Here is a 20,023-nt window from a genome sequence, read left to right on the forward strand (position 1 = left end):
CTGGACGCCTGGCTGCTGCTGGCGATGCTGGCGGACGGCAAGGACGACACCGTCGGGGCTCGGGAGGCGCTGCGCCGGGCGCTGCGGGTGGCCGGTCCGGAGTCCTACCGGCGGCCGGTGCACCAGGTGTGGAGCGGACTGCGGCGGCTGCTGCGCGACGACGACCGCCTGATCGTGCAGTACCGGACGCTGGGCCCGGCCGTCGCCGGGGCCGAGGCGCCGGTCACCGACCCGGTCGTGGTGGAACAGCTCAGCAAGCGGGAGCTGGACGTGCTGCGCGGCATGGCCGAGATGCTGCCGACCGAGGAGATCGCCGCCTCGATGTACGTCTCGGTCAACACGGTGAAGACCCACGTGCGCAGCATCCTGCGCAAACTCTCCGCGTCCCGGCGTAACGAAGCGGTCCGCCGGGCGCGGGCCCTGCGATTGATCTGAGCGGGACTTGTCCCGTAGCGGGAGACGGGCGACGGCTGGGCCGCACCGCGGCCCAGCCGTCCCGTTTGGAGCAAGGCCTCTAGTGCCGGCGGCGGCGGATGTCGCCGCCGTGGGCGATCAGGGCGTAGATGACCACCACCTCGAGGCTGATGAGGATGCTGCACCAGAACGGCGCGACCGCCAGGAAGAGGAAGTGGATCAGCGCTCCGGCGGCGGTGAACACGACGCCGACGGCGCGCGCCCAGGTCTGCCCGAGCATGATGCCGACGCCGGCGGCGCCGCTGAGCAGACCGAGGAACAGATGCGTCCAGCCCCACGTCTGCGGGTTCGGCTCGATCAGCATGCCCTCGGCGGTCATCAGGTACGCCTCGCCGTGCAGCAGCGCGGTGACGCCTTCCATGAGCTGGAAGACGCCGAGCGCCAGCAGCATGATCCCGGCGAACACCACCAGGCCGACCCAGGTGTCGGCTTCCGGCGCGGGCGACTCCCTCGGCGGCGTCTGCCGGGGTGCCGGATCCCCGCGGTGATCGATCGTCATCGTCGCGTCCTCCCTGTGATTCCGGATGCGTTCCGGAAGCTCAGAGTGCTTGCCGGAGGTGGTGTCGCGCCTCGTGCTGGGCGGATGAGATCCGGCGCGGACATGCAACTTGCACGCTGCGGAAACGACCAACTTCCGCGTTTGATGCGAATACGCATGGTTGCCCCATGCGTACGCCGTGTGTTTCGGTGGGCCCCGGAGAGCTGGGACCCGCCGGCTTCGTTCCCGGCCACTGAGCGCACGTGGGGGCGCGTGCTCGACCGGCCGGAAGCCGATGGATGCGCGAGGACGAGAAAGGCCGCGTCGCGAGCGGCCCGGTCCACCGTGCGCTGTGAACAAACTGGGGGGCGATATGCGAAATCAGGCCACTACCCGAACAACGGTGCCGATAGCCGTGGACCACAACCTGCCGCCGCGCCTGCCCACCGGGCTGGTCTGGCGTGGACGACTCGTCGAGACCCTGGACGTCGGGGTCCGCCGTGCGGTCACGCTGGTGTGCGCCGGTCCGGGCTGGGGCAAGACCGTGCTCACCGCCACCTGGGCGACCGCCCGTTCGCTGTCCGGGCCGGTGGCCTGGCTGACCCTCAACGAACGGCACAACAACCCGTACACGTTCTGGGCTGATCTGAACCGCTCCCTGGACGCGGCCGGCGTGCCGGTCGCCGCCGCCGGCACCGAGGCCGAGCTGCGCCGGGCCTTCGGCGAGGCGGTGACCGCGGCCGCGGGACCGGTCGTCGTGGTCCTCGACGACCTCCACGAGGTGACCGACCCGCGGGTGCTGAGCAGCCTCGCCGGGCTGCTCGGCGTCATGCCCCAGCGGCTGCGGTTCGTGCTGCTCAGCCGCCGCGACCCGGACCTGCGCCTGCACCGGCTGCGGATGAGCGGCGACGTCACCGAGATCCGCGCCGCCGACCTCGGCTTCCGCGTGGAGGAGGCCGGTGAACTGCTCACCCTGCGCGGCCGCGCCCTGTCGCCGGCGAGTCTCGCCGCGCTGGTGCGGCGCACCGAGGGATGGGGCGCCGGGCTGCGACTGACCGCCGACGCGCCGGACGGCGCGGACGGCGCCGACGACGCGGTGGCCGACTACCTGACCCGGGAGGTGCTGGACAACCAGCCCGCCGAGGTGCGCGGCTTCCTGCTGCGGACCAGCCTGCCGGACCGGATCTGCGGCGACCTGGCCGACACGCTTACCGGCGGCGCCGGCGGACAGCAGATGCTGGAGCGCCTGGCCCGCGACAAACTGTTCGTCGAACCGGCCGGCAGTGGCCGGTGGTTCCGCTACCACCCGATGTTCCGTGCCGTGCTGCGCCGCCACCTGGCCGCGCTGTGGCCGGACGCCCCGGCCCGTCTGCACCGCGCCGCGGCCCGGTGGCACGCCGCCGAGGGCAGCGCGCTGTCCTCGCTCACCCACGCCGCGGCCGCCGAGGACTGGGACCTGCTCGCCGCCCTCGTCGTCGAGCGCGGGGTGCCGCTCTACACGTCGGCCGACCGTCCACAGTTCGTCGAGCTGCTGTCCCGCATTCCCGCGGTGCTGCTGCCGACCACGCCGGAGATGGGCATCTGCGGGGTCATCCTGTCGTTCGCCCGGGGCGAGCTCGCGGCCGTGCCCCGCCGGATGGCCCATGCCCGCATGCTGCTCGCCCAGCGGTCCACCCCGGACCGGGCGAACGCCGGGACGGCGCTCGACGTGCTGGAGGCCGGCGCCGTCATCCGCTGGCACGGCGACATGCCGCGCCTGGCCAACGCCGCCACCACGCTGCTCGCCGACCTCTCCCGGATGACCTGGGACCAGGCGCCGTCGCTGCCGCAGTACCGCGCCGCGGCACTGAACAACAAGGGCGTCGCCTGGCTGTGGAGCGGCCGCCTCGATCACGCCGACCGGTACCTGTGGGCGGCGGCGACCGCCTCCCGGACCGCGGACACGCCGTACATCGAGGTCAACTCGTTCGCGATGCTGGCCTGCCTGGCGTACCTGCAGGGCTCACTCGGCGAGGCCGGGGAACACTCCCGGACCGCTCTCGAGCTGGCCCGCCGCATCGACGCCGAGCACCGGGCCACGGCCGCCCCGGCGTATCTGGCCCGGGCGCTGATCGAGACCGAACACGGCCGGGAGCCGGAGGCCGAGGAGGCGCTGCGGCAGGCCCTGCACGCCCTCGGCGAGATTCCGGAGATCACCATGTCGGTGCTCGCCGGGCTGGTCCGGGTCCGGCTCACGCTGGACCGCGGCGAGGCGGCCGGCGCGCGTACCCTGCTGGCGCAGATCCGGGCCGAGGCCGGGCCGCCGATGGCGGCGCCCTTCCTGGACCGGCTGATCGGCCTGGCCGGCGCCGAGGTCCGGCTCGCGCTCGGCGACGCCTCCGGCGTGCTGATCCGGTACGCCGGACAGCCCGACCTGACCGCCGCCGAACAGATCTGCCTCGCCCGCGCCCGCCTCGCCACCGGGAACCCGGCCGCCGCCGAAGAGTTGCTCGCCCGGGTGCGGGAGGGCGCCGACCGGATCTCCGCGGTCGGCGCCTGGCTGCTGTCCGCGCTCGCCGCCGACACGCAGGGCCGCAGCGCCGTGGCCAGCGAGGCGCTCGCCCGGGCGCTGGCCGCCGCCGAGCCGGAGCGGATCCGCCGGCCGTTCCGGCACTACGACGCGCACCGGGTGCTGGTGCTCGCCGAACGCCAGCAGTGGCTGACCGAGCTGCGCGGCCCGGCCGGCGACGGCGTGCTCGGTGAGATCACCGGCGAGCTGCCGGCGATCGGCGCGGCGCACGCGGCCGGCCCGCTCAGCGAACGCGAGGTCGACGTCCTGCAATACCTGCCGACGGTGCTCACCGCCGGGGAGATCGCGGTGAACCTGAGCATCTCGGTCAACACGGTGAAGGCCCACATGCGGTCGATCTACCGCAAGCTCGGCGCCGGTCGTCGCCGCGAGGCGGTGGTGCTCGCCCGGCAGGCCGGACTGCTCTGAGGCACGTCATCCGCGATGGGTGATGACCGTGGCGGCGGTCAGCGTCCACGCTCAGCAGCATGAGCGAGCTTGCGAGCGAATCAGTCAGCTCAGCGCTGACCAACTGCACCGAGCGGCACCCGGCCGCAGCCGACAACGGCCTCGCACGCGAGGGCCGGGCGGGCATGGCCCGGCAGGCACAGCCATGACCGACGTCGCGCAGCCCTGGCCCGATCCCGTCGTCGAGGTTCGCAATCAGCCGTTCCCCTGGTGGATGCTGCTGATCAGCGGCCTGCTCGCGATCGCGCTGGGCCTCACCGTACTGATCTGGCCGGACGTCTCCCTACGGATCATGGCGGCCCTCACCGGCATCTGGCTGTTCTTCGGCGGCCTGGCCCGGATCGTCGCCGCCTTCCTGCCGACCGGCGCGAGCGTCGGCCGGCACCTGCTGTCCGGGATCGTCGGCATCGTCGTGCTGATCGGCGGCCTACTCTGCCTGCGGAACCTGGTGACCGGCCTGGCCGTCCTCGCGGTGATCTTCGCGACCACCTGGATCCTCAGCGGGCTCGCCCTGCTGATCGGCGCGGTCGGCGCGCACGGCCCCATGCGGGCCGCCCTGATCATCGTCGGGGCGCTGTCCATGCTGGCCGGCACCGTCTTCGTGCTCACTCCGGCCCTGTCGCTCGGCACGCTGGTCCTGATGACCGGCATCGGCAGCCTGGTGACCGGTGCGGCCGAGGTCGGCCTGGCCCTCTACCTGCGCAGATCCGCGTGACCGGAAGTCGTCGAGGACGCCACCGGCGACCGCGGCCAGCAGCAGACAGAACGACAGCACGTACAGCCAGCCGATGTAGGTGAACGCCAGGCCGATCGTGCCGTACCGCTCCGCGCTGGACTCCAGTGCCCGGGGCAGGTAGAGGCGGCCGGCCGGCCGGACCGCGAGCATGATCGCCGCGAAGATGACGCCGGTCAGCATCAGCCGGGGCCAGCCGACCGCCGGGCCGAGCAGGATCCGGGGGAGCAGGGTGGCCAGCGCCACGTCGGCCACCGCCGCCAGGATCGCCCCGGCGATCACCGGGGTCAGCGCCTTGCCGGCCAGGCCGCCGAGCAGGCGTACCAGCACCAGGAAACCGACCAGGATCAGCACGGTGCCGATCTGCCAGGCGGTGGCCGCCGCGCCCGCCCGGCGGCCCGGCACCGCCCAGATCGCCCGGTAGCTGCGGACCAGCGCCCGGGCCAGGCCGGTCGCCGACAGGATGACGATCAGGCTGCCGATCACCCCGAACGCGTTGCTGCGGCTGCCGCTGAGTGCCTCGTCCAGCAGCCGGGTGCTGGGCTCCGGCAGGCGGATCAGGTCGTTGAGATGGTTGCGGACCCGGCCGCCGAGCAGCGCGCTCATCATGATCAGCAGGGGGAAGATCGAGGTGAAGGCCTGCGCCGCGAGGGTCATCGAGCGGTCGAAGATCTGCACCCGGACGAGTTCACCGGCCGTCCGCAGCAGCAGCGTTCCGGCCTGGTGGCCGAGCAGCAGCGCGGCGCGGGGCCGCAGCCGGTCGGGCACGGCGGCGAGGATCCGTCCAGGGGTGAAGACGCGGTCGGGCTCTGTCACCCGCTCATGGTCGGTGCGCGGGCGGCCGGTCAGCCTCATCCGGCACGGATGGGGCAGTGCCGGCGGTCCGCGCCGACACTGGCTCCCATGGTGCGCGCGTTGGTTACCGTGCTGCTCGGCACGGCTGTGGTGGGTGCCGTCATCGGCATCCTGCCGGGGATCTCGGCCGACAACGGCTGGGCCGTCCTGGCCGCGGCCGTGCTGCTCGGACTTCTCGGCGCGGGCCTGCGGCCCCTGCTGGTGCGGCTGCTGTCCGCGATCGGCTGGCCGGGCGTCGTGGCCGGCTGGCTGGTCGCCCAGGCCCTGCTGGTGTATCTGGCGCTGTGGCTCACCCCGGGCGTGCACGTGGACGGTTTCTGGCCGGCGTTCTGGGCCTCCTGGCTCGGCGCGGCGCTGTTCAGCATCGGTCTCTGGGTGATCACCGCCGGGCAGCCCGGGGTGGCCACCCAGCATCTGCTGCGCGTCAACCGGCACTTCCGGCGCAGCGTGCCGCCGTCCAGCACCCCGGGCATCCTGATCATCCAGATCGACGGGCTGTCCGCGCCGCTGGCCCGATGGGCGGTCGAGGCCGGGAACCTGCCCACCCTGGGCCGGTGGCTGCGCACCGGCGGCCACACGCTGACCGAATGGCACGCCCAGCTGCCGGCGACCACGCCGGCCAGCCAGGCCGGGCTGCTGCACGGCGCGAGCGACCAGGTTCCGGCTTTCCGCTGGTACGAGAAGACGACCGGCCGCCTCGTGGTGACCAACCGGCCGGCGGACAGCGCCCTGGTCGAGTCCCGCTGCTCGGACGGCCGCGGACTGCTGGCCGAGGGCGGCGTCAGCGTGAGCAACGTCTTCTCCGGCGACGCCCCGACCTCGCTGCTCACCATGAGCACGGTTCCGGCCAAGCAGAACGGGCCGGCCCGGTATCTGAGCGCGTACCTGCTCGACCCGTTCGGGCTGACCCGCTCGCTGGTGCTGACCGTCGGCGAGATCGTCAAGGAGCTGCACCAGGCCCGGCGGCAGCGGGTGCGGCAGGTGACGCCGCGGATGCACCGGGACTGGCGGTACGTGCTGCTGCGCGGCGCCACCAACGTGCTGCTGCGGCACCTGAACCTGGCGGTCGTCGCCGAGCAGATGATGCGCGGCGCCCCGGTGGTGTTCTGCGACTTCGTGGACTACGACGAGATCGCCCATCACGCCGGGCCGGCCCGGCCGGAGGCGCTCGCCGCGCTGGAGGGCATCGACGGGGTGCTCGCCACCCTGGAGGAGGTGGCGGCGGCCGCGCCCCGGCCGTACCACCTGGTGGTGCTCTCCGATCACGGGCAGAGCCAGGGCGCCACCTTCCTGCAGCGGTACGGCCTGCGCCTGGAGGAACTGATCAAACGGCTCACCGCGGTGGGCGGGGTGGCCGCCCCCGCGGAGGACGAGCAGCAGGGCCGGGCCAAGGTCCTGCGTGCCGGGCTGCGCCGCGGCGACCCGGAGCCGGAGCAGACGCCGGGCCGCCCGGCCGGCGAGGAGATCGTGGTGGCGGCCGGGGGCAACCTGGCCCTGGTCTACTTCGCCCGGATCCCCGGCCGGGTCCCGCTGGAGGAGATCGAGGAGCGGTACCCCGCCCTGCTCGCGGGGCTGACCGGGCACCCCGGGGTCGGCTGGGTGATGGCCCGTTCCCGGACCGACGGGCCGGTGGTGCTGGGCCGGGCCGGCCGGCGGCGGCTCGTCGACGACCACGTCGACGGCCTGGACCCGCTGCTCGGCTTCGGCCCGCGGGCCGCCGACGACCTGCGCCGCCACGACGGCCTCGCGAACACCGGCGACCTGCTGATCAACAGTTCGTTCGACCCGGTGTCGCAGGAGGTCGCCGCGTTCGAGGAGCTGATCGGCTGCCACGGCGGGATGGGCGGGGCGCAGAGCCGGCCGGTGCTGATCCACCCGCGGACCCTGACCGTCCCGGCCGACCTGACCGGCGCCGACGCCGTGCACCGGGTGCTGGTCGGCTGGCTGGAGCAGGTCGGCTGCCGTAAGCCCGTGGACCTCATCCGCGGGGGGTGAGCCGTTCGCCGGGCGGTACGGCCAGGATGGCCGCCACCGACTCCGGGAGGACTGCGTCATGTGCCGCTGGCTGGCCTACTCCGGTACGCCCATCCGTCTCGAGGACCTGCTCTACCGGCCCCGACACTCGTTGATCGACCAGAGTATGCACTCCCGCGAGGGGGTGGAGACGACGAACGGCGACGGTGTGGGCGTCGGCTGGTACCCGGTCGACGCGGCCGCCGAACCTGCCCTGTTCCGGGCGGTCGGCCCGGCGTGGAGTGACGTCAATCTGCGGGAGCTGGCCCGCTCCACCAGCTCGCCGCTGTTCTTGGCGCACATCCGGGCCAGCACCGGCACCCCGGTGCAGCAGAGCAACTGCCACCCGTTCCGGTTCCAGAACTGGCTGTGGGTGCACAACGGGTCGATTCGTGAGTTCGCCCGGCTGAAGCGGGACCTGGTGCTGGCCGTGGACCCCGAGCTGTACCCGTCGATGGCCGGCTCCACCGACTCCGAGGTGATGTTCCACCTGGCCATCACCTACGGGCTGCGGGACCGCCCGGTCGCCGCCGTGGAGCGGATGGCCGGTCTGGTCGAGTCGGTGGCCCGCCGGCACGGGGTGCCCGACCCGCTCCAGATGACCGTCGGCGCCACCGACGGCGACCGGATCTGGACCTTCCGCTACTCCAGCGAGGGGCACAGCCGGTCGCTCTACTACAGCACCGACATGACCGCTCTGCGGGCGCTGCACCCGGATCAGGAGATTCTGCGCGGGCTGTCCGCGGAGACCCGGCTGGTCGTCTCGGAACCCCTCGGTGACCTGCCCGGGGCCTGGCAGCCGGTGCCCGAGTCCAGCTACGGCATCGTCCAGAAGGGACAGGACGAGCTCGGGCGCTTCGAACCGGCCGTGCCATGAGGCGGACCGGTTCATCCGGCCGGAGTGATGCCCGTGACCAGCCGGGACGGAGAGGCTTCCGGCGCGGAAGTCCGAACCGTAGATCCCGGGGGTAGCGCATGAGCTTCCACGTCGGCTCCGAGGCCGGCCGGTTACGACAGGTGATCCTGCACCGGCCCGGGGTGGAACTCGGACGACTGCGCCCCGGCCGCGCCGATCCGGTGCGCGGCGGCATCCGGTGGGCCCGCAGGGCACGGGAGGAGCACGACACGTTCGCCGACACGCTCCGGGGGCGGGGCGTCAAGGTGCACTATCTGGGCAACCTGCTCACCGACGTGCTGGCCATCCCGCGGGCGCGCTCGTGGATCCTGGACCGTGTCATCACCGGGGACACCGTCGGGCCGGCGCTGGCCCACCCGCTGCGACGGCTCGTCGAGCAGGCCGACAGCGACCGGCTGGCCGACTACCTGATCGGCGGGGTGCTCAAGAGCGAGCTGGCCGGGTTCACCGTGAACAGCCTGCGCTGGGAGCTGCTGAACGCCGACGACTTCGTCCTGCACCCGCTGCCCGGCCACCTGTTCCAGCGGGACAGCGCGGCCTGGATCTACCGCGGGGTGAGTCTCAATCCGATGGCCGCGCCGGGCCGGCGGCGCGAATCGGTGCACACCGCCGCCGTCTACCGGTTCCATCCGATGTTCACGCTCGCCGACTTCACCGTCTGGTACGGCGGCGACGACCGGCCGCACCGGCCGGCCACCCTGGAGGGCGGCGACATCCACGTGCTGGGCGGCGGCGCGGTGATGGTCGGAGTGGGGGAGCGGACCACGCCGATGGGGGTGGAGAACCTGGCCCGGGGCCTGTTCGCCGGGGGCGCGGTCACCAAGGTGATCGCCGTCGAGCTGCCCCGCTCGTCCGGGGTGACGCACCTCGACACGCTGATGACGATGATCGCCCGGGACACCTTCGTGATGTACCCGTACCTGGACGGGCCGCTGCGGTCGTGGACGGTTCTGCCCGGCGCCGGCCCGGACGGGCTGCGGGTGGTCCGCAACGACGACCTGTTCACCGCGGTCGCCGAGACCCTCGGCATCGACAAGCCGCACGTGCTGGAGACCGGTGAGGACGTCCGGGCCGCCCAGCGCGAGCAGTGGGACGACGGCAGCGACTTCCTCGTCATCGAGCCCGGCGTGATCGTCGGCTACGAGCGCAACGTCACCACCAACACGTTCCTGCGCGGGCAGGGTATCGAAGTGATCACCGTGGCGGGCGGTGAGCTCGGCCGGGGCCGCTCCGGCCCGCGCGGCCTCGCCTGCCCCATCGAACGCGACGCCATCTGAGAGGGGCCGACATGCCGGTTCAGCCGAACTACCCGCGCCCGTTCCGGTGACGGTGGGCGCGCACCCGGCGGGCGCTGTCGTCGCGCCCGCCCGGCCGGCCGCTCCCGGACGCCACCCGGGAGCGCCCGCCTGGGCTGCCGATCCCGGACGCCACCCGGGAGCGCCCGCCCGGCCGGCCGATCCCGGACGCCACCCGGGAGCGCCGGCCGTCGCCCGGGGCCGGAGCCGCCACGACCGGCCCGGCCCCGGGCCCTCACCGGGCGGCCCGCCGTGAACCGGCCGGTCATCATCGCGCACCTGTCCGACCTGCACCTGGGCGCGCACGACCCGGCCGCGGTGGCGAGCATCGCGGCCGACGTCGCCGCGGTGCGGCCGTCGCTGACCGTGGTCACCGGCGACCTCACCATGCGTGCCCGCGAGGCCGAGTTCCGGCAGGTGCGGGAGCTGCTCGACCGCCTGCCCGGGCCGGTTCTCGCCGTCACCGGCAACCATGACGTGCCGCTGGCCGACTGGCGGCGCGCGCTCCGGCCGTACGATCGCTGGCGAAGCTGGATCGACGCGGACCTGGACCCGGTCCGGCAGGTCTCCGGAGTCACCGCCCTGGGTCTGCAGTCGATGCCGCGCTGGCGGTGGAAGAACGGGCGGGTGACCGGCAGCCAGGCGGCGGCGGTGATCCGCACCCTGGGTGACGCGCCGCCCGGTGACGTGCGGGTGCTCGCCCTGCACCATCCGCCGCTGGCGACCGGCACCGCCGCGCTGCTCGGCCGGCGCCGGCTGCTGGACGCCGTCCGCGCGACCCGGACCGATCTGGTGCTGGCCGGGCACACCCACATGCCGGACGTGCGGGTCCGCGGCCGGCACGTCTTCGTGGTGGCCGGCACCACGACCAGCCTCCGGGTCCGCGGCGCGGCCTGCTCGTGGAGCCTGATCAGCGTGGACCGCGGCGAGGTCGTGGTCCGCGAACGGTACCTCGGCCCGGACGGCTGGCGGGTCGGCCGGGTGGTTCAGGTGCGCGTCAGTGCAGGAACGTCTTCAGCACGATGAGAGCGGCGCCGAAACCGCCGGCGACCAGTATGGACAGCATCCGTTCAGCCGGTTGCAGCCGGCCGTTGGAGCCGATCAGCCAGCCGGAGAAGCCGAGCAGCACCGTGGTGCAGACCAGCGCGGCGAGCACCGAGTTCTCCAGCGACACCCCGGCCAGGCGCACCAGGATCAGCACCAGCAGCGGCAGCCCGCTCGCGGTCACCATCTCCCATCCGGTGGTCAGCTGGCGGCGCACCGTACGCCACGTGGGCCGGTGTCCCTGGTGGATCCGCTCGGCCACGATCCGTGCGTAGCGTTCCGCCAGCCAGTAGATGATCAGCGTGGTCAGCACGGCGATCTCCATCCGGATGGCGGTGGTGGCGTGCGAGGTGACCAGCACCGCGGCTCCGACGATCAGGCCGTAGATGCCGGAGGCGGTGGCCTCCTCGTTCTCGTGGCGCAGACGTACCCAGATCGATCCGGTCATGTCCGCCAGCGTCGCCGAGCGGGGGCGTCCCCATCCTCATCCGGTGCGGGTGAACCGTCGCGGCCCGGTGACGACGGATGATCGGCCCAGTGGTGGCAGGGAGGGTGATTGATGTTCGTCCGGAGGAACAACCCGCTGTGGCGGGCGTCGGACCGGATCGAGTCCGGCATGCTGCTGGGCCTCTTCGTGCTGTTCCTGCTGGGTGGCCCCGTGCTGGCCTGGTGGGCGGCCGGCGGCGTCTACGATTCCGCGGTCGCCGAGGCGCTGCGTGACCGGCGGAACGCCTTCCAGGTGGAGGCGGAGCTGGCGCCGGCGGCGCCCCTGCCCGGCCAGTCGTCCACCCCGGGCCTGGCCCGCGCGCAGTGGACCGCGCCGGACGGCACCCGCCGGGCCGGTGACGTCGGGGTGTTGCCGACTCAGCGGGCCGGCGACAAGGTGACCCTCTGGGTGACCCGCAGCGGCGAGCAGCGCGCGGCGCCGTCCGACCACAATCCGGTCGCCAAGGCGGGGCTGGTCGCGGTCGTGATGATCGTCCTGGCCGCGGCCGCGCTGAACGGCCTTCGCAAGATCGGCCTGATTCTGCTGGACCGGCACCGGGCCAAGGCCTGGCAGCGTGACTGGCTCGAGGTCGGCCCACGGTGGAGCCGCGACCTGCGGTCCTGAGCCGCCTCATACGCCGGGGAGGATGCCCGCCTCGCCGTGAGCGGCGAGGCTCGGCCGCATGACCCAAGAGAAGTCCAGGACCGGACGATTCCCGACCGGGTTGCGCCGAGCGCTGATCGCCTTCGCGCTGGCACAGTTCATCTGCAGCTTCGCCGGCTCCAACATGAACGTGATGATCAGCGACATCAGCCGGGACCTGGGCACCACGGTCCAGGGCGTCCAGCTGGCCATCACACTGTTCCTGCTGGTGATGGCCGCCCTGATGATCCCCGGCGGCAAGCTCACCGACGTGTTCGGCCGCAAACGGTGCCTGATCGTGGGCCTGATCCTGTTCGGCTCCGGGGCGCTGCTGAGCGCCGTCGCGCCCGATCTGGCCGTGCTGATCATCGGCTACTCCGTCCTCGAGGGCGTCGGGACGGCGCTGCTCATCCCACCCGTCTACATCCTCACCACGCTGCTGTTCAAGGATCTGGGCTCCCGGGCCCGCGCCTTCGGCGCGATCAGCGCCATGGGTGGTGTCGGCGCGGTGGCCGGCCCGCTCATCGGCGGTTTCATCGCGTACGCCGTGAGCTGGCGTGCCGCGTTCGTGGCGCAGGCCCTGATCGTCCTCGTGATCGTTCTGCTCAGCCGCCGGGCCGTGCGGGACCCGCTGCCCGCCGACCGGTCCCGGCCGTTCGACGTGGGCGGTGCGGTGCTCTCGTCGGCCGGCCTCATCCTGATCGTGCTCGGCATCCTGGCCGCCGACGACGACCCGGGGCTGATGATCGGCCTGCTGATCGCCGGAGGGCTGGTTCTGGCCGGGTTCTTCGTCCTGATGCGGCGCCGGGAACGGTCCGGGCGGGAGCCGCTGCTGAGCCTCGCGCTGTTCCGCAACCGGGCCTCCAATTTGGGCCTGGTCACCCAGAACATGCAGTGGCTCATGGTGATGGGCTCGTCGTTCGTGGTGTCGACGTACCTCCAGGTGGTCCGCGGCTTCAACGCCATCGAGACCGGAGGAGTGTTCACCGCCACCACGGCCGGGGTGCTGATCTCGTCGCTGGGCGCCGAGCGGATGGCCCGCCTGCGGCCGCAGCGCACCCTGATCATGGCCGGGTTCGTGGTGACCATCGCCGGGATCGCGCTGCTGCTGACCCTGGGCCGGTCGTCGGACTCGGTGTGGGTGATGGTGCCCGGCCTGTTCGTGATCGGGCTGGGTCTGGGCGGGATGCTCACCCCGTCGGTCAACGTCGTCCAGTCGAGTTTCGGCGAGGAGCTTCAGGGCGAGATCTCCGGGTTGTCCCGCAGCGTGTCCAACCTGGGCTCGTCGCTGGGCGCGGCGCTGGCCGGCACGATCCTGGTGGCCGGCGTGGACAGCACGGCGCCGGGGCGGGCGTACGTGCTGGCGATGCTCGCGGTCGCCGCCGCCGGTCTCGTCGGCCTGGTGGCGGCGGCCTTCCTGCCGAGGACTCAACCGAGCGCGTAGCCGATCCGATCCGGGCGGGGCGGCCGGCGACCGCACGGGCGCCGGCCCTCCTGCCGGGGCTCAGCGGAGTTCGTAGTCGATCCGGGCGGCCGGCAGCCGTTCCTGCTCCCGGGCCAGCAGCCGCATGGCCCGGGCGTCGGCCTCGGTCGGCCGGGCCGGGTCCAGGGCCCGCGGCCACAGCCGGGCATGGCGGACCGCGGCCACCTCGGCCGCGATCACCAGCACGTTGCTGAGCAGATAGAGCAGGGTGAAGATGCCGGCCGCCCCGGCGAACGCGCCGTAGACGCGCCCGGCCCGCTGAACCATGCCGGGCAGCACCGCGGCGGCGAGGCTCAGCGCCCCGGTCACCGCGACCGCGCCGATCGCGGCGGCCGGCCACACGGCACGCATCGGCGCCCGGCGCATCAGCAGCAGCCGGGTGAGCACGAGCAGCGCGGCGAAGACGACGGCGGCCTCACCGATCAGCCCGGGCCCGGAGCCGCCCGCCACCGTCAGGGCCCCGGCGGCCACCGCCGCGATCAGGATGACGATCAGGCCGGCGGCCGCGCGCAGGTAGCGGGACACGACGCCGGCCCGACGCCGGATCGGGACGGCCGCCAGGTGGTTCAGGGTCTCGTACGCGGAGAGCACCACGCCGAGCCCGGAGAAGACCAGCCCGATCAGCCCCGCGATCAGGGCGGTACGCGACGCGGACAGGTCCGCCATCGACGCCTCGATGCCCGGTTGCAGCCCGGGCGGCACGATCGCCGCGATCAGCTCCCGGCGCAGTTCGGGCCGGGAGGCCAGCACCCGTGACACCACCGCCACTCCCAGAAGCAGGATCGGGAAGAGGCTGAGGAAGCCGTAGTAGGTGATGAGCGCGGCCTCCCGGAGACCGTAGTCGTCGGAGTACTTGCAGATCACGGCGTACGGGAAACCCAGGACGGGCCGGCGCCGCTGGAGATCGTCGAGGCGCCGCAGGAGCACGTCAGCAGGTGTTCTTGAGCGAATCGGCGAGCGCCCGGGCGGTGTCCCGGACCCCGTCGACGGCCTGCCGTACGGTGCCGAGGTTGGCCCGGTTCGGGTTCTCCCGCGCCGTGTCGACGCTCGCGGACAGCACGTCGACCGACGCCCGCAGCTGGTCGGCCTGCTGACCGAACTGTGCCTGCGCGTCGACGGCGAGCTGCTTGAGCTGTTCGATGAGCTCGGAGACGTACGGCCGCAGCGCGGTGAGCCCGTTCTCCGAGACGTTGGCCTGTCTGATGTGGGTGACGGTGTTCTGGACGGCCGCGAAACTCTCGCAGACCGCCGGGACGGCCTCGGCCTCCGCGGCGTCGCCGCCGGCGCAACCAGCGCCGGCGGCGAGCACACAGAGGGCCGTCGCGATGGTGACGAGCCCCGGGGAGCGGTTCATGTCAGGCGGACTGCTCGGTGCCGTGCAGGGCGTCCTGGAGCTCGGCCTCGGCCTCCTTGGACAGCGAGGACTTGAGCACGGTGCCGCCGAACGGGGCGAGCGCCTGGATCGCCTTGTCCGGGGTGACCTTCTCGACGACCAGGAACAGCGCCGAGGTGCCCGGCTGGAGCAGGTCCCGTACCTGGGACTGGAACTCCTTGCTGATCGCGTTCTTGCCCAGCTTGCCGGTCAGCGCGCCGAGTCCCGCGCCGACAGCCATGCCCAGCACCGGGATGAAGAACAGCAGCCCGAAGAAGAATCCCCAGAACATGCCCCAGGTGGTGCCGGCCGCCACCTCGTGATGGCTGGTGGTGACGTGGAACTTGCCCTCCTTGTCGCGGATGATCGCCGCGATCGCGTCAGGCTGGATGATCAGGTCCTTGGCCAAACGGTGCGCCTCCAGTGACGCTGCCGTCGCGGTGGTCTCGTCGTCGTAGCCGATGGCGACAAGGGTTGCCATGTCGTTGCCTTCCCTTCCTCGATGCTCGGGTCTGGCCCAAGTGGACCGGGAACGGGGCGGTCGCGTCCTCACCCGTACCGGATGAGGCGGCTGTCGGCCGACCGGCCGGAGTATCGGACCGGGGCGTGGTCACGCCCCGAAATGGTCGAGTGGAGGAGCGGAAGAGCATGTCCATCGGACCCGTCCAGCTGATCGTGCTGGGCTTCAGACACCCGAACTTCCACGGTGAGGTCATCGCTGAGCTGGAGAGGTTGCGGCAGAGCGACACCGTTCGCGTGATCGACGCGCTCGCCGTGTACAAGGACGCCGACGGCGAGGTGGAGGTCGAGCACCTGAGCAACCTCACCCAGGACGAGGCGGTCGAGCTCGGCAGCAAGGTCGGCGCCCTGATCGGCCTCGGCATCGAGGGCGAGGAGGGCATGATCGCCGGCGCGATGGTCGGGGCCGCCGCGGTCGAGGACGGGGTGGCCGTCTTCGACGACGACCGGGCCTGGGACGTGCTCGGCGACATCCCGAACGACAGCGCCGCGGCGCTGCTGCTGATCGAGCACCACTGGGCGGTGCCGCTGCGCGACGCCATCGCCCGGGCCGGCGGATTCCGGCTGTCCGACGGGTTCATCAGCCCGCTGGACCTGGTCGGGATCGGCCTGCTCGCCGCCGAGGAGGCCAAGGAACTGCACGACCTCGAAACGGCCTACCGCAACAGCTGAGAAGGGAAGTGGTGGACATGTTCGGAACCAGGAGAGTGGCCCGGCGCACCGGCCGGCGTACCGCACGGCGAGTGACCCGCCGGGTGGTCCGCCGCCGGTGACGGACGGGTCAGACGGTGCTGCGGCGGTTGGCGAGAGCCAGCCGCCGCAGTCGTGTCCAGTCCATCTCGGGCAGCGCCGGCGGCACCCCGGGACGGCGCCGCGGCACCCGCACCCGCAACGCGGCCGGACGGATCTCGCAGGTCACCGGGGTGGGCATCATGATCGACTCGCCGTCGACGCCGACCGGCACCTCCGGCGCGCCGGCGTCCACCACGGCCGTGGTGACCGACCGGATCAGGACCGACCGGGCCCGGCCGCGGCCGCTGACCAGCCGGGCCGCGTCGGCCGTGCCGCGCACCGTCACCGCCAGCACGCCGAGGGTGCCCTGGTCCAGCCGGGGCCGGTGGCCCAGCCCGGCGATGTCGGCGGTGGCGTACGGGTTGTTGCTGACCAGCACCGCCTGCGGGCCGGTGACGGTCAGCCCGTCCACGCGCAGCTCCAGCGCCGGGCCGTTCTGCCCGGCCAGGGTCGCCGGCAGCAGGTCCAGCGTGGTGCCGACCTTGTCGTCACGGTAGGCGGGACTCTGCACCACCGTCGCGTACGCCCCGAACGAGGCGTTGTTGACGAACGTCCGGTCGCCGATGCGGCCCAGGTCGATGTGCACCTCCACACCGTCGGTGAGCGCGTCCAGGCACGTCGACGGATCCTCCCGGTCCAGGCCCAGGTCCAGCGCGAAATGGTTGCGGGTGCCCGCCGAGATCACCAGGAACGGCACCCCGTGCTCGGCCGCGATCCCGGCGACCAGCGCCTGCGTGCCGTCGCCGCCGGCCACGCCGAGCAGATCCGCGCCGTCGCGCAGCGCCTGCCGGGCCAGTTCCGCGACGTCCACGTTCGGTCCGTCGATGACGTACACCCGCGCTCCGAGCGCGCGGGCCCGCTCGGCCAGGCGGAACCGTTCCACCTTCCCGCCACCCGAGCGCGGATTCATGATCAGGTACGGGTGACGCGGCGCCGGGGTCTCGAACTCCTCCGGACCGTCCCGTTCCTCGGCCAGCGCCCGCCGCCCGGCCATCACCGCCGCCGCCCACAGCGCACCGAACAGGATCACCACCCACAACAGCCGGTTGCGGGCGTAGAAGACGGTGACCGTCAGCGGCGCGAGTACCACCACCACGCCGGCCAGCCACCGCTGCACCCCGCGATGGGTGAGGAACCACCAGGCGGCGGCCAGCCCGGCGGCGCTGCCGAGCACGGCGGCCAGCAGCATGCCGAGGCTGGCCCGCAGGCCGGCCACGACGATCAGCAGCACCACGGCGGCCGCGGCGGCCAGGAAGGCGAGCCGGGCGAGATTGCGCCGGGTCGATGACATGGCGGAACTCCCTTCGCGTACGGGTCTGCTCCGAAGCGTCGCGGCGCCACGGCCGCCGGTCCTCATTCCGGCGGGATGAGGCGGGGGCCGCCCGCGCGGTGGATCGTCGGCGCTCATCTGGGTGAACAGCTGGACAGGAGGACCGCAGTGTCGACGAAACAACGGCATGGCGCCGTACACGGCAAGCTTCGGCATCCCGCCGAACTGCCGTTCTATGTATTCATGGTGGTGCTCAACGTGATCATCGTCTGGGCGATCATCCAGGCGGCGATCACCCTGCCGTACCTTCCGGAGCGTTTGCAGGACAGCGGATGGGCGGTGACCGTCCGTTCGGCCTTCATCGGCCTGTTGCTGTTCGTCCCCGCGCTGATCGTGATCCGTGAGACGCAACGTGCGTCGATCCGCGGCACCGCCGTCCAGCTGTCGCCCAAGCAGTACGGCGACCTCTACCGGACGATGGACGACTTCGCCCACAAGCTGGGACTGCGGCGCCGCCCGCAGCTGTTCCTGGCCAACGGCAACGGCACGCTGAACGCGTTCGCGGCCCAGGCCACCGGCCACGACTACGTGGTCCTGGCCAACGAGCTGTTCGTGAACCTGTACGAGAGCAACCGGGACGGCCTGCGATTCATCCTCGGCCACGAGCTGGGCCACATCCGGCTGCATCACGTCGGCCTCTGGTACCAGCTGTCGGTCGCCTACTCCGAGCGCATCCCGATCCTCGGGCCGACGCTGTCACGGCTGCGGGAGTACTCCTGCGACCGGCACGGCGCCCATCTCTGCCCGTCCGGCGCGTCCGGCCTGGTGCTGCTCGCCTCCGGCCGGCACACCGAGCACACCACCGACGTGGAGGAACTGGTCCGCCAGGGACAGCAGCTGCGCGGTTTCTGGGTCGAGCTGGCCCAGCTGCCGATGTCGCACCCGTTCACGGTCCGGCGACTGGAGCGGCTGTTCAAGCTCGGCCTGTTCCACTCCCGGGTCCGCGGCACCGAGACGGAGAACGCGGCTTGACCTGTCCGTCATCCGCGAGGAATGACGCGCCGTGCCGGCCACGTCGACAGGCTGGTCCAGAGGGGACGAAAGAGGAGGGGCAATGCCTGAGCCGACTTATCAGGTCAGGGTTTCCGGGGTGATTCCCGATGAACTTCTAACGGAACTACGAGATCTGACGGTGAGTGTGGAGCCGCCCGAGACGGTGCTGCACGGCTCACTGCCGGATCAATCGGCTGTGGTCGGGCTGATCTCCCGAATCCACGGGCTCGGGCTGCGCCTCATCGAGGTGCGGCGGCTGCCGGCGTCCGAGGAGCCGGAACCTCCGCGATGATCGAAGTGCGGCCGCGGACCGGCTACGGCCTGGTGCTGATCCTGATCATCGGTACGTACGTGCTGGCGCTCCTGGTCCGGGAGCGCTGGCAGCTGGCGGTTCTGCTGGTCGTGCAGACCATCACCGTGTGGCAGGCGCTGCGGGTCTCCCGGGCCCGCAGCGGGATGCGGTACGCCGCGGCCGCCGTCTTCCTGTGCGCCGTGGTCGTGGCGGCGCTCAACCTGCTGATGTCGCAGGACACCCCGTTGATCGGCTGGACGTTCCTGGCGGCCAGCGCCCTCTATCTGCTGGCGCCGTTCTCCATCGTGCGGCACCTCGGCACCCACCGCGGCGTCGACCGGCAGACCCTGCTCGGGGCGCTGGCCGCCTACCTGTTGATCGGGATGGCGTTCGGGTTCGCCTACCAGTGCCTGGCCGCCATCCAGCCCGGACCGTTGTTCGGCGACAACGGCGACCCGAGCATGTCGGACTCGCTGTTCTTCAGCTTCGTGACCATGACCACCACGGGGTACGGCGACCTGGTTCCGGCCGCCGACCCGGCCCGCACGATCGCCGTCCTGGAAGCCCTGACCGGTTCGCTGTTCCTGGTCACCGCGGTGGCCAAGGTGGTCGAGAACTGGCGCCCCCGCAACTGGAACGGCGGCGGCGCCGCCCGTACCGAAGATGAGTGAGGAGGACCCTGATGACCTACTGGCTGCGGCTGATCGCCGGCGTCCTGGTGGCGGCGATCGGCGTGGTGGCGTTCGCCTGGCCGGAGGCCACCCTGCGGGTGGTCGCCTTCCTGTTCGGGCTGAATCTGCTGGTGATGGGGGTGTCCCGGGCCGTCGTGGCGCTCATCTCCAAGGAGGCGCCCGCCGTGACGAGGTGGCTCGCCGGCATCTTCGGGGTGCTGGTCACCCTGGTCGGCGTGGTCTGCCTGCAGAACCCCACCGGCTCGCTGAGCCTGCTGCTGCTGATCGTCGCGATCGGCTGGATCCTGGACGGCCTCGGCGAGATCGTGGTGGCGTTCGGCCGGCACGAGCCGGGCGGCGGCTGGCGGATCGCGCTCGGCGTGGCCGTGCTGCTGGCCGCGATCGGCATCCTGGTGTGGCCCGGCCTCGGCCTGGCCACGTTCCTGCTGATCGGCGCGACCCTGCTGGTCTTCGCCGGCATCTGCCTGGTCGTCGGCGCGATCGCGGGCCTGCGTTCCCGGTCCACCGCCTGACCACGACCACGAGGAACGGGCCCGGCGTGATCACGCCGATCAGCACCGCGAAGAGCGTGAGCGCCGGCATCTTCTGCACCCCGGC

Annotated in this window: 21 protein-coding genes and 1 pseudogene; 15 read left to right on the plus strand and 7 right to left on the minus strand. The window is 72.4% G+C overall.

Annotated elements, in window-relative coordinates; translation table 11 throughout:
* On the plus strand, positions 1 to 435 hold a 435-nt coding region (locus AB0I88_RS37970; protein WP_361036530.1), incomplete at its 5' end, for a LuxR C-terminal-related transcriptional regulator.
* 79 nt (positions 436 to 514) lie between these two features.
* On the opposite strand, the gene AB0I88_RS37975 is transcribed toward AB0I88_RS37970, so the two are convergent.
* Positions 515 to 973 (minus strand): hypothetical protein, encoded by a 459-nt coding sequence (locus AB0I88_RS37975; protein WP_361036532.1) that lies wholly within the window; start codon positions 971 to 973, stop codon positions 515 to 517.
* A gap of 382 nt (positions 974 to 1,355) precedes the next feature.
* Between AB0I88_RS37975 and AB0I88_RS37980 the strand changes: the two genes are divergently transcribed.
* From AB0I88_RS37980 to AB0I88_RS37990, 3 genes are read left to right on the plus strand one after another with little or no spacing between them, the layout of a single operon-like run.
* Entirely contained in the window at positions 1,356 to 3,929 is a 2,574-nt protein-coding gene (locus tag AB0I88_RS37980; RefSeq protein ID WP_361036534.1) for a LuxR C-terminal-related transcriptional regulator, read from the plus strand.
* 59 nt (positions 3,930 to 3,988) lie between these two features.
* Positions 3,989 to 4,117, plus strand: a complete 129-nt coding sequence (locus tag AB0I88_RS37985) for a hypothetical protein (protein ID WP_361036536.1) — start codon at positions 3,989 to 3,991, stop codon at positions 4,115 to 4,117.
* A complete protein-coding gene (locus AB0I88_RS37990) occupies positions 4,114 to 4,683 on the plus strand; it encodes a DUF308 domain-containing protein (RefSeq protein ID WP_361036538.1) in 570 nt (189 codons plus the stop codon). The genes AB0I88_RS37985 and AB0I88_RS37990 overlap by 4 nt, the downstream gene beginning before the upstream one ends.
* Before the next feature lie 39 nt (positions 4,684 to 4,722).
* On the opposite strand, the pseudogene AB0I88_RS37995 reads toward AB0I88_RS37990, so the two are convergent.
* Positions 4,723 to 5,556: pseudogene (locus AB0I88_RS37995) on the minus strand (YhjD/YihY/BrkB family envelope integrity protein); the annotation flags it as partial.
* Positions 5,557 to 5,604: 48 nt separating this feature from the next.
* Here AB0I88_RS37995 and AB0I88_RS38000 point away from each other — a divergent pair.
* The 4 genes from AB0I88_RS38000 to AB0I88_RS38015 all read left to right on the plus strand — a co-directional run bounded on the left by AB0I88_RS38000 (position 5,605) and on the right by AB0I88_RS38015 (position 10,806).
* On the plus strand, positions 5,605 to 7,551 hold the full coding sequence (locus AB0I88_RS38000; RefSeq protein WP_361036540.1) for a phage holin family protein: 1,947 nt from the start codon (positions 5,605 to 5,607) through the stop codon (positions 7,549 to 7,551).
* 58 nt (positions 7,552 to 7,609) lie between these two features.
* Entirely contained in the window at positions 7,610 to 8,446 is an 837-nt protein-coding gene (locus tag AB0I88_RS38005; protein WP_361036542.1) for a class II glutamine amidotransferase, read from the plus strand.
* 98 nt (positions 8,447 to 8,544) lie between these two features.
* On the plus strand, positions 8,545 to 9,762 hold the full coding sequence (locus tag AB0I88_RS38010) for an arginine deiminase (RefSeq protein ID WP_361036544.1): 1,218 nt from the start codon (positions 8,545 to 8,547) through the stop codon (positions 9,760 to 9,762).
* Positions 9,763 to 10,032: 270 nt separating this feature from the next.
* Positions 10,033 to 10,806 (plus strand): metallophosphoesterase, encoded by a 774-nt coding sequence (locus AB0I88_RS38015; RefSeq protein ID WP_361036546.1) that lies wholly within the window; start codon positions 10,033 to 10,035, stop codon positions 10,804 to 10,806.
* On the opposite strand, the gene AB0I88_RS38020 is transcribed toward AB0I88_RS38015, so the two are convergent.
* On the minus strand, positions 10,778 to 11,272 hold the full coding sequence (locus AB0I88_RS38020; protein ID WP_361036548.1) for a hypothetical protein: 495 nt from the start codon (positions 11,270 to 11,272) through the stop codon (positions 10,778 to 10,780). The two genes, AB0I88_RS38015 and AB0I88_RS38020, sit on opposite strands and share 29 nt — an antisense overlap.
* Before the next feature lie 111 nt (positions 11,273 to 11,383).
* Between AB0I88_RS38020 and AB0I88_RS38025 the strand changes: the two genes are divergently transcribed.
* Both AB0I88_RS38025 and AB0I88_RS38030 read left to right on the plus strand, forming a co-directional pair.
* A complete protein-coding gene (locus tag AB0I88_RS38025; protein ID WP_361036550.1) occupies positions 11,384 to 11,935 on the plus strand; it encodes a hypothetical protein in 552 nt (183 codons plus the stop codon).
* A gap of 58 nt (positions 11,936 to 11,993) precedes the next feature.
* Positions 11,994 to 13,397: an MFS transporter gene (locus AB0I88_RS38030; RefSeq protein ID WP_361036552.1), complete on the plus strand. Its 1,404-nt coding sequence runs from the start codon at positions 11,994 to 11,996 to the stop codon at positions 13,395 to 13,397.
* Between the two features lie 60 nt (positions 13,398 to 13,457).
* Here AB0I88_RS38030 and AB0I88_RS38035 read toward each other — a convergent pair whose 3' ends face one another.
* The 3 genes from AB0I88_RS38035 to AB0I88_RS38045 are packed head-to-tail and all read right to left on the minus strand — an operon-like array spanning position 13,458 to position 15,289.
* Positions 13,458 to 14,363, minus strand: coding sequence for a YihY/virulence factor BrkB family protein (locus AB0I88_RS38035; protein WP_361036554.1), 906 nt, complete (start codon positions 14,361 to 14,363; stop codon positions 13,458 to 13,460).
* Position 14,364: 1 nt separating this feature from the next.
* Entirely contained in the window at positions 14,365 to 14,790 is a 426-nt protein-coding gene (locus AB0I88_RS38040) for a hypothetical protein (RefSeq protein WP_361036556.1), read from the minus strand.
* 1 nt (position 14,791) lies between these two features.
* Positions 14,792 to 15,289, minus strand: coding sequence for a DUF1269 domain-containing protein (locus tag AB0I88_RS38045; RefSeq protein WP_361036558.1), 498 nt, complete (start codon positions 15,287 to 15,289; stop codon positions 14,792 to 14,794).
* A gap of 167 nt (positions 15,290 to 15,456) precedes the next feature.
* Here AB0I88_RS38045 and AB0I88_RS38050 point away from each other — a divergent pair, with 167 nt between their 5' ends.
* Positions 15,457 to 15,999, plus strand: coding sequence for a hypothetical protein (locus AB0I88_RS38050; RefSeq protein WP_361036560.1), 543 nt, complete (start codon positions 15,457 to 15,459; stop codon positions 15,997 to 15,999).
* 109 nt (positions 16,000 to 16,108) lie between these two features.
* Here AB0I88_RS38050 and AB0I88_RS38055 read toward each other — a convergent pair whose 3' ends face one another.
* Positions 16,109 to 17,410, minus strand: coding sequence for a diacylglycerol kinase family protein (locus AB0I88_RS38055; RefSeq protein WP_361036562.1), 1,302 nt, complete (start codon positions 17,408 to 17,410; stop codon positions 16,109 to 16,111).
* Positions 17,411 to 17,557: 147 nt separating this feature from the next.
* Between AB0I88_RS38055 and AB0I88_RS38060 the strand changes: the two genes are divergently transcribed.
* The 4 genes from AB0I88_RS38060 (at position 17,558) to AB0I88_RS38075 (ending at position 19,938) form a co-directional block, all read left to right on the plus strand.
* Complete coding sequence (locus tag AB0I88_RS38060; RefSeq protein WP_361036564.1) at positions 17,558 to 18,421, plus strand: M48 family metallopeptidase; 864 nt, start codon at positions 17,558 to 17,560, stop codon at positions 18,419 to 18,421.
* Positions 18,422 to 18,503: 82 nt separating this feature from the next.
* Positions 18,504 to 18,734, plus strand: coding sequence for a hypothetical protein (locus tag AB0I88_RS38065; protein ID WP_361036566.1), 231 nt, complete (start codon positions 18,504 to 18,506; stop codon positions 18,732 to 18,734).
* Positions 18,731 to 19,405 (plus strand): potassium channel family protein, encoded by a 675-nt coding sequence (locus tag AB0I88_RS38070; protein WP_361036568.1) that lies wholly within the window; start codon positions 18,731 to 18,733, stop codon positions 19,403 to 19,405. Before AB0I88_RS38065 ends, AB0I88_RS38070 begins: the two co-directional genes overlap by 4 nt.
* An 11-nt stretch (positions 19,406 to 19,416) precedes the next feature.
* On the plus strand, positions 19,417 to 19,938 hold the full coding sequence (locus AB0I88_RS38075; protein WP_361036570.1) for a DUF308 domain-containing protein: 522 nt from the start codon (positions 19,417 to 19,419) through the stop codon (positions 19,936 to 19,938).
* The last annotated feature ends 85 nt before the right edge of the window (positions 19,939 to 20,023 follow it).

The sequence above is a fragment of the Actinoplanes sp. NPDC049802 genome (assembly GCF_040656595.1).
Classification (GTDB): Bacteria; Actinomycetota; Actinomycetes; order Mycobacteriales; family Micromonosporaceae; genus Actinoplanes.

What these genes read in the sequence shown, in the direction of transcription:
- AB0I88_RS38040 (WP_361036556.1), bottom strand. Translation starts at nt 14,790, where the DNA reads ATGAACCGCTCCCCGGGGCTCGTCACCATCGCGACGGCCCTCTGTGTG.
- AB0I88_RS38005 (WP_361036542.1), top strand. Translation starts at nt 7,610, where the DNA reads ATGTGCCGCTGGCTGGCCTACTCCGGTACGCCCATCCGTCTCGAGGAC.
- AB0I88_RS37985 (WP_361036536.1), top strand. Translation starts at nt 3,989, where the DNA reads ATGAGCGAGCTTGCGAGCGAATCAGTCAGCTCAGCGCTGACCAACTGC.
- AB0I88_RS38045 (WP_361036558.1), bottom strand. Translation starts at nt 15,289, where the DNA reads ATGGCAACCCTTGTCGCCATCGGCTACGACGACGAGACCACCGCGACG.
- AB0I88_RS37990 (WP_361036538.1), top strand. Translation starts at nt 4,114, where the DNA reads ATGACCGACGTCGCGCAGCCCTGGCCCGATCCCGTCGTCGAGGTTCGC.
- AB0I88_RS38050 (WP_361036560.1), top strand. Translation starts at nt 15,457, where the DNA reads ATGTCCATCGGACCCGTCCAGCTGATCGTGCTGGGCTTCAGACACCCG.
- AB0I88_RS38075 (WP_361036570.1), top strand. Translation starts at nt 19,417, where the DNA reads ATGACCTACTGGCTGCGGCTGATCGCCGGCGTCCTGGTGGCGGCGATC.
- AB0I88_RS38010 (WP_361036544.1), top strand. Translation starts at nt 8,545, where the DNA reads ATGAGCTTCCACGTCGGCTCCGAGGCCGGCCGGTTACGACAGGTGATC.
- AB0I88_RS38030 (WP_361036552.1), top strand. Translation starts at nt 11,994, where the DNA reads ATGACCCAAGAGAAGTCCAGGACCGGACGATTCCCGACCGGGTTGCGC.
- AB0I88_RS37975 (WP_361036532.1), bottom strand. Translation starts at nt 973, where the DNA reads ATGACGATCGATCACCGCGGGGATCCGGCACCCCGGCAGACGCCGCCG.
- AB0I88_RS38070 (WP_361036568.1), top strand. Translation starts at nt 18,731, where the DNA reads ATGATCGAAGTGCGGCCGCGGACCGGCTACGGCCTGGTGCTGATCCTG.
- AB0I88_RS38055 (WP_361036562.1), bottom strand. Translation starts at nt 17,410, where the DNA reads ATGTCATCGACCCGGCGCAATCTCGCCCGGCTCGCCTTCCTGGCCGCC.
- AB0I88_RS38065 (WP_361036566.1), top strand. Translation starts at nt 18,504, where the DNA reads ATGCCTGAGCCGACTTATCAGGTCAGGGTTTCCGGGGTGATTCCCGAT.
- AB0I88_RS38020 (WP_361036548.1), bottom strand. Translation starts at nt 11,272, where the DNA reads ATGACCGGATCGATCTGGGTACGTCTGCGCCACGAGAACGAGGAGGCC.
- AB0I88_RS38025 (WP_361036550.1), top strand. Translation starts at nt 11,384, where the DNA reads ATGTTCGTCCGGAGGAACAACCCGCTGTGGCGGGCGTCGGACCGGATC.
- AB0I88_RS38000 (WP_361036540.1), top strand. Translation starts at nt 5,605, where the DNA reads ATGGTGCGCGCGTTGGTTACCGTGCTGCTCGGCACGGCTGTGGTGGGT.